The sequence below is a fragment of the Streptomyces sp. NPDC026206 genome (assembly GCF_040638465.1).
Classification (GTDB): Bacteria; Actinomycetota; Actinomycetes; order Streptomycetales; family Streptomycetaceae; genus Streptomyces.
In genome coordinates this window covers 70,899-83,920 of record NZ_JBEZYL010000017.1, presented here as the reverse complement: position 1 = coordinate 83,920, position 13,022 = coordinate 70,899, and the positions used below count along the sequence as shown (strand labels likewise).

Sequence of the window (13,022 nt, the reverse complement as noted above, 5' to 3'; positions counted from 1 at the left end):
ACCCAATCCTTCGCTGTTCGGGATGACCGCGCGGACGCGGCTTTACGAAACGTTGACCCCGAAGTCTAGGGCGATGCCTCGCAGCCCCGACGCGTACCCCTGTCCCACGGCCCGGAACTTCCACTCGCCGCCGTAGCGATAAACCTCTCCGAAGATCATCGCCGTTTCGCTTGAGGCGTCCTCGCTGAGGTCGTAGCGGGCGAGCTCGGTGCCGTCGGCCTGGTTGACGACGCGGATGTAGGCGTTGCTGACCTGGCCGAAGCTCTGGCCGCGCACATCGGCCTCGTGAATGGAGACCGGAAAGACGATCTTGTCGCAGGCGGCCGGCACCTTGGTGAGGTCGACCAGGATGGACTCGTCGTCGCCGTCACCCTCACCGGTGAGATTGTCACCTGTGTGTTCGACGGAGCCCTCGGGGCTCGTGAGGTTGTTGTAGAAGACGAAGTACTCGTCCCCCAGCACCCGGCCCGCGGCGCACAACAGCGCGCTGGCGTCGAGGTCGAAGGGGGCCCCCGTGGTGGAGCGCGCGTCCCAGCCGAGCCCGACGGTGACATTGGTGAGGTTCGGCGCGGCCTTGGAGAGGGAGACGTTGCCTCCCTTGGCGAGCGTGACACCCATGATCTTGGTCCTCCCCGAGTTGAGTTGTGTCGCCGTGCGCGTCCGGCGCCGCACTCCCGGAGAGGGTGTGCGGCGCCGGAACGCGTCGGCAGCCTGCGTCGGCCGTCAGACGTTCACGCCGAAGTCCTGCGCGATGCCGCGCAGGCCCGAGGCGTACCCCTGCCCGATGGCCCGGAACTTCCACTCGGCGCCGTTGCGGTACAGCTCGCCGAAGACCATGGCGGTCTCGGTCGAGGCGTCCTCGCTGAGGTCGTAGCGGGCGAGCTCGGTGCCGTCGGCCTGGTTCAGGACGCGAATGTAGGCGTTGCGGACCTGGCCGAAGCTCTGCTGGCGGGTCTCGGCCTCGTAGATGGAGACCGGGAAGACGATCTTGTGCACGTCCGCCGGGACACCGGCCAGGTTGACCTTGATGACCTCGTCGTCGCCTTCGCCCTCACCGGTGAGGTTGTCACCCTGGTGCTCGACGGAACCGTCGGGGCTCTTGAGGTTGTTGAAGAAGACGAAGTTCTGGTCGTTGGCGACCTTCCCCTGGTCGTTCGTCAGCAGGGCGCTGGCGTCCAGGTCGAAGTCCGTACCGGTGGTGGTACGGGCGTCCCAGCCGAGACCGACGACGACCGCGGTCAGGTTCGGGGCCGCCTTGGTCAGCGAGACGTTGCCGCCCTTGCTGAGACTGACTCCCACGAGTCCTCCATTGGTTCGAGGGGCCAGGCGAGTCCCGAGCCCCCGGTTGTGCGATGGCATCCGATCAACGTTTTGATCCTAGTGACCGGTTCCCACCGATTACAGGGTCTTGCGACAAGGACGCACAGGTCGCCCGCCAGGGTTGCCCCGGGCGTCACAGCAGTGCACTCAGAGCGCGGCGAGCGCCTTGGTGTACTCGTTCAGGTCACGCGCGTCGGGCAGGCCGTTGACGATCGTCCAGCGGACGACGCCCTCCTTGTCGATGATGAAGGTCCCGCGCACCGCGCAGCCCTTCTCCTCGTCGAAGACCTCGTAGGCGCGGCTGACCTCGCCGTGCGGCCAGAAGTCGGACAGCAGGGGGTACTCCAGGTTCTCCTGCTCCGCGAAGACGCGCAGGGAGAAGGGCGAGTCGTTGGAGACGGCCAGCAGCTGCACGTCGTCGTTGGCGAACTGCGGCAGCTCGTCGCGCAGGGCGCACAGCTCGCCGGTGCACACACCGGTGAAGGCGAAGGGATAGAAGAGCAGGACGACGTTCTTCCGGCCCCGGAAGTCGGAGAGCCGGACGGTCTCGCCGTGCTGGTTCCTCAGCTCGAAGTCAGGGGCCTTGGTGCCGGCGTCGATCGCCATGATGCGCATCCCTCTCTCGACGGCGCCGGCGCGAAGGGGGCGTGCGCCCCCGGCCTCCGGCGCAGGTAGGCGGCCAGTGTGTCACTGCGCGCCGGGGCGCGATGCACCGCGCCCCCCTGCAGCGGTGCTGCAGGGGGGCGCGGTGGTGGTCTCCGGCGACGGCCGGATCACGGCGAGGCTTGTGCTGTCAGCGCTTCGGGGCCACCAGGCGGGCTGCGACCCAGTCCTTGGCCACGCTGATGCTCTTGGTCTGGCTCAGCCCGGCGGTCTGTGCCGCCTCGCTGACGTCGCTGGGCTCGACATAGCCGTCGCGGCCGGTCTTGGGGATCATCAGCCAGATGATGCCGCCGTCCTCGAGCAGACCGATGGCGTCCACCAGCGCGTCCGTCAGGTCGCCGTCCTCGTCGCGGAACCACAGGACGACGGCGTCGGCCACGTCGTCGTAGTCCTCGTCGACAAGATCCTGGCCGGTGATCTCCTCAATGGCCTCGCGGAGCTCCTGATCGACATCGTCGTCGAAGCCGATCTCCTGGACCACCTGTCCGGGCTGGAAACCCAGCCTCGCGGCAGGGTTGGTCCGCTCCTCCGCGTGGTCCGCGGTCGCGCTCACGGATTGCCTCCTGTCATCTTTCGAGAAATGTTCTTGTGATCCTCGCGTACGCAAGGCATTGGGCGTAGTCCACACGTGCCGGACGGATCGCGCAAGTACCCGGCCATCCGCACCGCCGAAACGTTGACGGACGCGGACGTCTCATGGCAACTCCAACCATGAGGCAGCAGGCCCGAGTGATTCACGCCACAGCATTCTGCCGGGTTTCCGAAGTTACTCCGTGCGATTGCAGCAATCGGGTCCGAACGGCCGTACGCGGAGGACCCTCAATGGGGGCGTAAGGTTGCGATTTGGCCGCCCCGGGCGACCAACCTTCGACGCTTCGTCTCATGAGTGGTGGTTACTGCTCGGTAGAGATGACGTTTCCGCCGCCGCGGTCCACGATGGGAGCCGGCGCGACATAAAGCAAGAGCAGTATTGACCGCGTGCTGAGCACGACCCGAACAGCGAAGGAACAGCGTGGCTTCCGGATCCGATCGCAACCCGATCATCATTGGCGGCCTTCCCAGCCAGGTCCCGGACTTCGATCCCGAAGAGACCCAGGAATGGCTCGACTCGCTCGACGCAGCCGTCGATGAGCGAGGCCGGGAACGTGCCCGCTACCTCATGCTTCGCCTGATCGAGCGGGCGCGCGAGAAGCGCGTCGCCGTGCCCGAGATGCGCAGCACGGACTACGTCAACACCATCGCGACCAAGGACGAGCCGTTCTTCCCCGGCAACGAGGAGATCGAGCGCAAGGTCCTGAACGCGACCCGGTGGAACGCGGCCGTGATGGTCTCGCGTGCGCAGCGCCCGGGCATCGGCGTCGGCGGCCACATCGCCACCTTCGCCTCCTCGGCCTCGCTCTACGACGTCGGCTTCAACCACTTCTTCCGTGGCAAGGACGAGGGCGACGGCGGCGACCAGATCTTCTTCCAGGGCCACGCCTCGCCGGGCGTCTACGCCCGCGCGTTCCTGCTGGACCGACTCTCCGAGCAGCAGCTCGACGCCTTCCGGCAGGAGAAGTCCAAGGCCCCTTACGGCCTGTCCAGCTACCCGCACCCGCGCCTGATGCCGGACTTCTGGGAGTTCCCGACCGTCTCGATGGGCCTCGGCCCGCTCGGCGCGATCTACCAGGCCCGCATGAACCGCTACATGGAGGCGCGCGGCATCGCCGACACCTCCAAGTCCCACGTCTGGGCGTACCTGGGCGACGGCGAGATGGACGAGCCGGAGTCGCTCGGCCAGCTGTCCATCGCCGCGCGCGAGGGCCTGGACAACCTGACCTTCGTCGTCAACTGCAACCTGCAGCGCCTCGACGGCCCGGTGCGCGGCAACGGCAAGATCATGCAGGAGCTGGAGTCGCAGTTCCGCGGCGCCGGCTGGAACGTGATCAAGCTGGTGTGGGACCGCTCCTGGGACCCGCTGCTGGCCCAGGACCGCGACGGCATCCTGGTCAACAAGCTCAACAGCACCCCCGACGGCCAGTTCCAGACGTACGCGACCGAGACCGGCTCGTACATCCGTGAGCACTTCTTCGGCGACGACCAGCGTCTGCGGAAGATGGTCGAGGGCATGACCGACGACCAGATCCTGCACCTGGGCCGCGGTGGTCACGACCACAAGAAGATCTACGCGGCGTACGCGGCGGCCAAGGCCCACAAGGGCCAGCCGACCGTGATCCTGGCGCAGACCGTCAAGGGCTGGACCCTGGGTCCGAACTTCGAGGGCCGCAACGCGACCCACCAGATGAAGAAGCTCACGGTCGAGGACCTCAAGCGCTTCCGTGACCGTCTCCACATCCCGATCGCCGACAAGGAGCTGGAGTCCGGCCTGCCGCCGTACTACCACCCGGGTCGCGACTCGGAGGAGATCCAGTACATGCACGACCGGCGCAACTCGCTCGGCGGCTACGTGCCGACCCGTGTCGTGCGCGCCAAGCCGCTGGCTCTGCCGGAGGACAAGGTCTACGCGACCGCCAAGAAGGGCTCCGGGCAGCAGTCGATCGCCACGACCATGGCGTTCGTCCGCATCCTGAAGGACCTCATGCGGGACAAGGAGATCGGCAAGCGCTTCGTGCTGATCGCCCCCGACGAGTACCGCACCTTCGGCATGGACGCGTTCTTCCCGTCCGCGAAGATCTACAACCCGCTCGGCCAGCAGTACGAGGCCGTCGACCGCGAGCTGCTCCTTGCCTACAAGGAGTCGCCCACCGGTCAGATGCTGCACGACGGCATCTCGGAGGCGGGCTGCACGGCCTCGCTGATCGCGGCGGGCTCTGCCTACGCGACGCACGGCGAGCCGCTGATCCCGGTCTACGTCTTCTACTCGATGTTCGGTTTCCAGCGCACCGGTGACCAGTTCTGGCAGATGGCCGACCAGCTGGCGCGCGGCTTCGTCCTGGGCGCCACCGCCGGCCGTACGACGCTGACGGGTGAGGGTCTGCAGCACGCGGACGGCCACTCGCAGCTGCTGGCCTCCACGAACCCCGGTGTCGTCGCCTACGACCCGGCGTTCGGCTACGAGATGGCGCACATCGTCAAGGACGGTCTGCGCCGGATGTACGGCGGGACCCCCGAGGAGAACGAAGACGTCTTCTACTACCTCACCGTCTACAACGAGCCGATCCAGCACCCGGCCGAGCCGGAGAACGTGGACGCCGACGGCATCCTCAAGGGTCTGTACCGCTTCAAGCAGGGTGAGCAGGGTGCCGTCCCGGCGCAGATCCTCGCCTCCGGCGTGGCCGTGCCGTGGGCCGTCGAGGCCCAGCGGATCCTCGCCGAGGAGTGGAACGTCAAGGCGGACGTCTGGTCGGCGACCTCCTGGAACGAGCTGCGCCGCGACGCCATCGAGGTGGAGGAGCACAACCTCCTGCACCCGGAGGAGGAGCAGCGCGTCCCGTACGTGACGAGCAAGCTCGCCGCCGCCGAGGGCCCGAAGGTGGCCGTGTCCGACTGGATGCGGGCGGTTCCGGACCAGATCTCGCGCTGGGTGCCCGGCTCGTACCAGTCGCTGGGTGCGGACGGCTTCGGCTTCGCGGACACGCGTGGCGCGGCCCGTCGCTTCTTCCACATCGACGCGCAGTCGATCGTCCTGGCGGTGCTCACCGAGCTCGCCAAGGAGGGCAAGGTCGACCGCTCCGCCCTGAAGCAGGCGATCGACCGTTACCAGCTGCTCGACGTGACGGCAGCCGAGCCGGGTGCGGCCGGCGGCGACGCGTAGGCGTCACCCGCAGCACGAACGCCCGGGCCCCCGACCGCATCGCGGTCGGGGGCCCGGGCGTTCGTGTCAGCTTTCCCACACCTTGTAGGCCCGCACGATGTACGGCGACTCGGGCGTCCAGGTGCCCGATGGATAGGTCGAGAACTCGCCGGTCTCCGCGCAGGTGGCGCTCTGGTACGTGGTCACCGGCCGCCCCGTGCGGTTGACGAAGGACGCGGCGCTCACGCCGCCCGGCACGGTCGTGCAACTCTCGATGTCGATGCCCGCCAGCTCGCTGACCTGCCGCTGCCCCCGGAAATCGGTCCTCGGCCACAGGCACAGCTGCCCGGCGGCGCAGGGTCCGGACCGCTTCCCGGGCTGAGCGCTCGCGGCGGGCGCGCCCGCCGTCACGGCAGCGGTGAGAACGACGGCTCCGGCGAACGCGACGGCTCGATTCGTACGCATATGGGTTCCTCCCCCACTCGAATGGAACGCCGAGTCTGGTGGCCGCTGATCATCGCTGCCAAGAAGGCCGGGTCGGTCATGCCCGGATAGGGGAAGAGAGGGGATGGCTGATTTTCAGCCCGTCAGATGTGGGCCGCGGCCGCCCCGGCCCCGGCGTTCGCGCCGCGCTTGGTGAAGACGGCGACGGCCGCCGCGAGCAGCGCCACACAGCCGGCCACCGTGAAGCCGGTGTTGATCGCTGACACGAAAGTGTCATGGGCGACGGTGGAGATCTTCGCCGCGAGCTCCGGCGGGGTGTTCGGCGCCACGGGCGCCACGCCGACCTGGACGGCGTCGGCGGCCTGGGCCGCCTGCCCGGGCGTGACCTGGGGCAGCCCGGCGGCGGTCCACCTCTCGGGCAGCAGGTGGTCGACCCGGGCGGCGACGACCGCGCCCAGCACGGCCGTGCCGAGCGAGCCGCCGACCTGCATGGCGGCCTGCTGGAGGCCGCCGGCCACACCGGCGTGCTCCAGTGGCGCGTTGCCGACGATGACCTCGGTCGCACCCACCATGACCGGCGCGAAGCCCATGCCGAGCAGGGCGAACCACAGCGACAGCAGGGGCGTGCCGGTGCCGGGTTCGAGGTAGGCCAGCCCGAAGCAGGCCACGGCGGCGCAGAGCATGCCGGCGACCAGGGGGATGCGGGGGCCGATCCGGCTGATGAGCGCGCCTGCGACGGGCGAGGCGACGATCATCATGGCGGTGAGCGGCAGCAGGTGCAGACCGCTGTCGACCGGCGTCATCCCGTGCACGTTCTGCAGGTAGAAGGTGACGAAGAACAGGCCGCCCATGAAGGCGAAGGCCATCAGCACCATCAGGACCGTGCCGGCGGACAGCGGCAGGGACCGGAAGAGGCCCAGCGGCAGCAGCGGTTCACGCGCTTTGAACTGCCATGCGGCGAAGAGGACGAAGCACAGCAGCGACGCGGCGAGGAAGAGCAGCGTCCGGGCGCTTCCCCAGCTCCAGTCGGTCGCGTTGATCAGCGCCCAGATGAGACAGAACATCGCGGTGGACAGCAGCAGGATGCCCAGGATGTCGAAGGACCTGGGGGCGTTGGGGGTGCGGTGGTCCTTGAGGATGACCGCGCCGAGCGCGAGCGCGAGGGCGCCCACGGGAACGTTGATGAAGAACACGGACTGCCAGTTGACGTGCTCGACCAGCAGGCCGCCGACGATGGGGCCGCCCGCCGTGGAGGCGCCGATGACCATGCCCCACAGGCCGATCGCCATGTTGAGCTTCTCGGCCGGGAAGGTCGCGCGCAGCAGGCCGAGCGCGGCCGGCATCAAAAGCGCCCCGCACAGCCCCTGCAGGACGCGGAAGCCGACGACCGTCGACACGCTGCCCGACAGGGCGATGAGTCCGGAGGACAGGGCGAAGCCGGTGGTTCCGATAAGGAAGATCAGGCGGTGGCCGAAGCGGTCGCCGAGCTTGCCCGCGGTGATCAGGGCGACGGCGAGGGCGAGGAGATAGGCGTTGGTGATCCATTGCACGTCGGCGAGCGAGGCGCCGAGGTCCTTCTGGATGGCGGGGTTGGCGATGGCGACGATCGTGCCGTCGAGCGCGACCATCATCACGCCTGTCGCGACGGTGATCAGGGTCAGCCAGGGGTGGCCGCGTAATCCTTTCCGGGGCCCGAGCCCGGGCGTCGCGCCGGCGACGGTGGTCTGTGTCATGCGTCCGAGATTATGGCAGGCGCTGACAATTGACAATCTGATTCAACCGCCGTTGTCTGTCATCTTGGGCATGACTATCCTGAGCAGCGCAAACACAGCAGAAGAGGGCAGGACGATGCACACGGTCGAAGGCGCGACAGGCCTGCGGGAGCGCAAGAAGCGCCGGACGCGGGACGCCCTCATCAGGTCCGCCCTGGAGCTGTTCGCCCGGCAGGGCTACGAGGGGACGACCGTCGACGAGATCGCCGGCGCGGCGGACGTCTCGCAGCGCACCTTCTTCCGCTATTTCGCCGGCAAGGAAGACGTCGCCCTCTCCGTCCAGCACATGGTGGAGTCGCACTTCTTCGACGCCGTGTGCGAGCGCCCCGCCGCCGAGTCGCCGCTCACCGCGCTGCGCACCGCGGTGCTGTCCTCGTGGGACACCATCGAGGAGGCCATCCAGTCGGTCGTCCCGCTGACGCTGCACGTCCGCACGTTCCAGATGATCCAGTCGAACCCGCAGCTGCTGGCCGCCCATCTGCGCCGGCTCATGGAGCTGGAGGACCGGCTGACCCAGGAGATCGCCCGCCGGGAGGGCCTGCCCCCGCAGGATCCCCGGCCGCGCATCCTCGTCGCGGCGTTCAGCGGGGTGATGCGGGCGAACGGCAAGCTGTGGTCCGAGGTCGCGGACGGGGACATGAGCGAACTGAAGCGCACCACCGCCGCCTATTTGGATCAGATCGGACCGGCATTGGCGGAAAACTGGCGATCTTGAACGAAAGCCAGGAGAGTGCGCCCGAATACCGTTGATCCAAACGTGAGATAGCTCACCGACTCCCCGGACGCAAGCGAGTTTCTCCTAGTCTGGTCCGCGGTGACTTCCTTCCCGGAGCTCGGCTCCCACTCCCCCATCCCCTGGTCGAACGCGACCACGGCCTGGCGCGCGCTGCTCGCGCTGGCCGTGGTGTTCGTCATGCTCGCGACGACCGGCTGGACGGCCGTGAGAAGCCACAAGGCGGCCGCCGACCCGGGCGCGGCAGCGATGAAGGCCTGGCTGCACGGCTCCGTCGCCGGCCTGCCGCTCCCCTCGCCCACCGCGGACACCGCCACCCTGGCCCGCTTCTTCGGCGCGCTCTCCGGCGGCCAGCGCGAGCGCCTGGCCGAGCGCCACCCGCTCGTCCTCGGCAATCTGGCCGGTGCCCCCGCCGAGCTCCGCTACCGCGCCAACCGGATCGCCCTGGACCGGGCCCGTACGATCGAGGAGCGCCGCACGCACGACAGCGGCCTGACCCCTTCCGGCCGCTACGAGGCGACCCGGCGCATGCACCGCTTCGAGTCCCTGCTGGCCGACGGCCGGCAGATCCTCTCCTTCGATCCCGCCGGCCCCGGCCGGGTGGCCGAGGTCTTCGGCGACCTCGACCACGCCCAGCGGATCTCCGTGGTGGTGCCGGGCGTCGACACCAACGTGCTGACCTTCGAGAAGACCCAGCGCGCCTACAGCGCCCCCGTCGGCATGGCCCGGTCCCTCTACGCCGCCGAGCGGAAGGCCAGCCCCGCCACCGGCACGGCCGTCATCGCCTGGGCCGACTACACCTCGCCCGCCGGCGTGGGCATGGACGCCGCGACCGGCAAGCTCGCGGCCGAGGGCGCGCTGCGGCTGCGGAAAATGGTGCGGGCGCTGCCCGGCGAGTCCAAGGTCTCGCTGTTCTGCCACAGTTACGGCTCGGTGGTGTGCGGCGTCGCCGCCCGCGACCTCTCCCCGCGCGTCACGGACGTGGCGGTGGCCGGCAGTCCCGGCATGCGCGCCGAGCACGCCTCCGACCTGCGCAGCAGCGCCCGGATATGGGCGATGCGGGACGCGGACGACTGGATTCAGGGCGTGCCGCACATGGAGGTCGGCGGCCTCGGCCACGGCGCCGACCCGGTCTCCGAGGGCTTCGGCGCCCGGGTGCTGTCCGCCTCCGACGCCTCCGGCCACGCCGGCTACTTCGCCCCCGGCACCACCAGCCTCGCCAACTTCGCCGGGATCGGAGTCGGCGCCCCCGCCTCCGTTCGTTGCGCGAGGGACGGAAGTGACTGTACGGACGATCTGGGTCCGGATATCGCAGCCCCCGCCGTTTGACGCGCGTAGCGTCACGAGGGGGGACGGGCGGACGGCCGCCGCATACGATGAGCGGCATGGGTGATGTGCTGGCCGGTTTCCACACCGTCTGGGAGTTCGACACCGACTCCGTGCTCATCCGCTTCGAACGGGGGATCCGCACACCGAGGCTGCTCCAGGTGCTCGGTGAGCGACGCATCCCGTACGAGGCGCTCGCGGCCGTCGAGCAGGCCCCGGGGAAGCACGGGACGGTGGTGCTGCGCGCCGTGCCCAGACCGGGCGCCGATCCACTGGCCGACGCCGCCGACGGCCAGCTGAAGGAGGGCTGCGACCCCTACCGGCTGGTGCTCCCGGCCGAGCGCGAGCTGCTCGCCGAGTACTACGCCGAGCGCATACGGGCCGAGCTCGGCCCCCGTGCCACGGAGCCGGCCGAGCGGCATCTGGTGGCGGCGCCGACGCCGCCGCTGTCCTTCAAGGCCTATGACGGCAAGGCGTCCTTCGACGGGCGGACGATCTCCTTCCGCTGGTTCTGGACCGGGGCCTCCTCCGCCAAGTGGAAGGCGGGCGACCAGCGTTTCACCGTCGACGAGCTGACGGACGTGGACTGGCGCTCCCCCGACGCCCTCGGCGGACACCTGCGGCTCGTGCGCCGCACTGCGGACGGCCGGCGGCCGGGCGCCGCCGACCAGGACCCGGCGGCCGTGGTCTTCGGCATGGGCTACGGCCTCGTCCACGAGTCGCTGCCCTTCGCGGCGGCGGTGCTGGCGGCCGTACGGGCCAAGGCACCCGCCCTGGCCGGGGACCACCTGCACGGCGCTCACAGCGTGCCCGCCGCCCGCCCCGACCCGGGCGGCATCGCGGAGCGCATCCGGCATCTTGGCGAGCTGCACGACGCGGGGCTGCTGACGGACGAGGAGTTCAGCGCGAAGAAGGCGCAGCTGCTGGCGGAGCTGTAGGGCCCGGGGTGATACCGGGGTATGACGTCCCAGCTGGTCCCCCGGTGTGACGTTTTCCCTGGTCGGTCGCCCTACGCTGAGCACGTCATGTCTTCTTCACCGCTCCGCCGCGTACGCGCCGCGTTCGCCCCCGCCGGGCGGCCCGAGCCCCTTCTCGGCCACGCCCGCAGCCGCTTCGTGCGCCGCCTGCCCTACGGCGTCGCAGCGCTGTTCATCGCCATCCTCCTGCCCTCCGGAACCATGGTGCTGGGTGAGGAGTACGGGATGAACTCCGATCTCGCGCTGCTGCTCGGCATCGTGCAGACGGGGCCGCTGCTGCTCGCCGTGCGCCGCCCCCTGCCGGCCTGGGCGGTGGCCTTCGCCGGCCATGTCACGGGCGCGGCGGTCCTGCTGACCCTGCCTGCGTCCAAAGGCTGGGCCTGGCCGTGGACGCCCATGGGCATCATCGGCATGCTGCTGCTCCTGCTCGCCCTCGGCCTGCGCGAGCGGCCCCGCGTCCTGTTCGCGGCCTGGGCGCTGACGGGAGCGGTCAGCCTCCTCTTCGAGAGCCTGGACCCCGCCCGGAGCAACGGCTCCTGGCCGGTGCTGGTCATCGTGGGCGGCATCCTGCTCGTCGTGGGCGCCCTGTTGCGCGAACGCGGCCTGGCCCGGCGGGCGCTCGCCGAACAGGAGACCATCAGCGAGGCGGAACGGGCCCGCCGCACCCTGCTGGAGGAGCGCGCCCGCATCGCCCGCGAGCTGCACGACGTGGTAGCCCACCACATGTCCGTCATCACCGTGCAGGCCGACAGCGCCCCGTACCGCATCGCGGATCTCCCGGAGGCGGCCCGCGAGGAGTTCACCGCGATCGCCGCCACCGCGCGGGAGTCGCTGACCGAGATGCGGCGCCTGCTGGGCGTGCTGCGCAGCGAGGACGGCTCCGGTGCGGCCGGCGGGCCCGAGCGGGCGCCGCAGCCGGGCGTCGGGCGGATCCCGCAGCTGGTCGAGGCGACGGTACGGGCCGGGGTCCCGGTGGAGCTGTCGATGCCGGAGCCGGTGCCGGCCGCGCTGCCGCAGACCGTGGACCTGTCCGCCTACCGCATCGCCCAGGAGGCCCTGGCCAACGTCGTCCGGCACGCCCCGGGCGCTGCCACCCGGGTCTCGGTCTCCCTCGACGGGGACCGGACGGGCCTGACGCTCCTGGTCGTCAACGCCGCCACGGCCGAACCGGGCGCGCCGCCGCTGGAGACCAGCGGCACGGGCCACGGCCTGGTCGGCATGCGGGAGCGGGTCCGGCTGGTCGGCGGCACGCTCGACACCGGTCCGCTGCCCGACGGCGGCTTCCGGGTGGCGGCCCGGCTCCCGTTCGCCACAGAAGAGGAATCATCCCCCGCATGACCATCAAAGTGATCATCGTCGACGACCAGGCCATGGTGCGGGCGGGCTTCGCCGCGCTCCTGGCCGCCCAGGCCGACATCGACGTCGTCGGCGACGCTCCGGACGGGCGCCAGGGCGTGGAGCTGAGCCGCACCACACACCCGGACGTGGTGCTCATGGACGTGCGGATGCCGGAGATGGACGGCCTGGAGGCCGCCCGTCGGCTCCTCGACCCGCCGAAGGGGGTCACGCACCGGCCGAAGGTGCTGATGCTGACGACGTTCGACGTCGACGACTACGTCTACGAGGCGCTCCGCGCGGGAGCGTCCGGCTTCCTCCTCAAGGACGCGCCCCCCGCCGACCTGATCTCGGCCGTGCGCGTGGTCGCCGCCGGCGAGGCCCTCCTCGCTCCTTCCGTCACCCGCCGCCTCATCGCCGACTTCGCGAAGCGGCCCGCTCCGCGGCGGCGCGCGGGGGCGGTCCGGGTGAACGGGCTGACGCCGCGTGAGACGGAGGTGCTGGAGCTGATCGCGCGAGGGTTGTCGAACCAGGAGATCGCGGCCTCGCTGGTGCTGGCGGAGCAGACGGTGAAGACGCACATCGGGCGCGTGCTGGCGAAGTTGAACCTCCGCGACCGCGCGCAGGCGGTCGTCTTCGCCTACGAATCGGGCCTGGTCGCCCCGGGCGAGGGCTGACCGTCCCCACCCCGCCCCTTGGTGAAGGGGCGAGGTAGGGGA

The 13,022-nt window shown here is 70.1% G+C and carries 12 protein-coding genes; 6 read left to right on the top strand and 6 right to left on the bottom strand.

The genetic code is table 11. The annotated features are described in order from the left end of the window. Positions 1-42: 42 nt before the first annotated feature. The 4 genes from AB0F13_RS22385 to AB0F13_RS22370 all read right to left on the bottom strand — a co-directional run bounded on the left by AB0F13_RS22385 (position 43) and on the right by AB0F13_RS22370 (position 2,536). Positions 43-618, bottom strand: coding sequence for a TerD family protein (locus AB0F13_RS22385; RefSeq protein ID WP_190110296.1), 576 nt, complete (start codon positions 616-618; stop codon positions 43-45). A 105-nt stretch (positions 619-723) separates the two neighbouring features. Further along, the gene (locus tag AB0F13_RS22380; protein ID WP_225659977.1) at positions 724-1,299 is read right to left on the bottom strand and encodes a TerD family protein; all 576 of its coding nucleotides are present in this window, start codon (positions 1,297-1,299) and stop codon (positions 724-726) included. A gap of 168 nt (positions 1,300-1,467) precedes the next feature. Continuing rightward, positions 1,468-1,926: a peroxiredoxin gene (locus tag AB0F13_RS22375; RefSeq protein WP_362085015.1), complete on the bottom strand. Its 459-nt coding sequence runs from the start codon at positions 1,924-1,926 to the stop codon at positions 1,468-1,470. A gap of 187 nt (positions 1,927-2,113) precedes the next feature. Next, complete coding sequence (locus AB0F13_RS22370) at positions 2,114-2,536, bottom strand: DUF3052 domain-containing protein (RefSeq protein ID WP_362085012.1); 423 nt, start codon at positions 2,534-2,536, stop codon at positions 2,114-2,116. Between the two features lie 459 nt (positions 2,537-2,995). On the opposite strand from AB0F13_RS22370, the gene aceE reads away from it, so the two are divergent. After that, entirely contained in the window at positions 2,996-5,737 is a 2,742-nt protein-coding gene (gene aceE / locus AB0F13_RS22365; RefSeq protein WP_362085009.1) for a pyruvate dehydrogenase (acetyl-transferring), homodimeric type, read from the top strand. 66 nt (positions 5,738-5,803) lie between these two features. On the opposite strand, the gene AB0F13_RS22360 is transcribed toward aceE, so the two are convergent. Next, complete coding sequence (locus AB0F13_RS22360; protein WP_362085006.1) at positions 5,804-6,181, bottom strand: peptidase inhibitor family I36 protein; 378 nt, start codon at positions 6,179-6,181, stop codon at positions 5,804-5,806. Positions 6,182-6,303: 122 nt separating this feature from the next. Then, positions 6,304-7,893 (bottom strand): MFS transporter, encoded by a 1,590-nt coding sequence (locus AB0F13_RS22355; protein WP_362085003.1) that lies wholly within the window; start codon positions 7,891-7,893, stop codon positions 6,304-6,306. Positions 7,894-8,008: 115 nt separating this feature from the next. Between AB0F13_RS22355 and AB0F13_RS22350 the strand changes: the two genes are divergently transcribed. The 5 genes from AB0F13_RS22350 to AB0F13_RS22330 all read left to right on the top strand — a co-directional run bounded on the left by AB0F13_RS22350 (position 8,009) and on the right by AB0F13_RS22330 (position 12,980). Beyond that, positions 8,009-8,647 carry a TetR family transcriptional regulator gene (locus AB0F13_RS22350; protein WP_362085204.1) on the top strand — a complete coding sequence of 213 codons (639 nt, stop codon included), beginning with the start codon at positions 8,009-8,011 and terminating at the stop codon, positions 8,645-8,647. Between the two features lie 99 nt (positions 8,648-8,746). Beyond that, positions 8,747-9,994, top strand: a complete 1,248-nt coding sequence (locus AB0F13_RS22345; protein ID WP_362085000.1) for an alpha/beta hydrolase — start codon at positions 8,747-8,749, stop codon at positions 9,992-9,994. Between the two features lie 56 nt (positions 9,995-10,050). Then, on the top strand, positions 10,051-10,929 hold the full coding sequence (locus tag AB0F13_RS22340; RefSeq protein ID WP_362084997.1) for a DUF4429 domain-containing protein: 879 nt from the start codon (positions 10,051-10,053) through the stop codon (positions 10,927-10,929). Positions 10,930-11,016: 87 nt separating this feature from the next. Next, positions 11,017-12,306 carry a sensor histidine kinase gene (locus AB0F13_RS22335; RefSeq protein WP_362084994.1) on the top strand — a complete coding sequence of 430 codons (1,290 nt, stop codon included), beginning with the start codon at positions 11,017-11,019 and terminating at the stop codon, positions 12,304-12,306. Next, the gene (locus AB0F13_RS22330; protein ID WP_362084991.1) at positions 12,303-12,980 is read left to right on the top strand and encodes a response regulator transcription factor; all 678 of its coding nucleotides are present in this window, start codon (positions 12,303-12,305) and stop codon (positions 12,978-12,980) included. Before AB0F13_RS22335 ends, AB0F13_RS22330 begins: the two co-directional genes overlap by 4 nt. Positions 12,981-13,022: the final 42 nt, after the last annotated feature.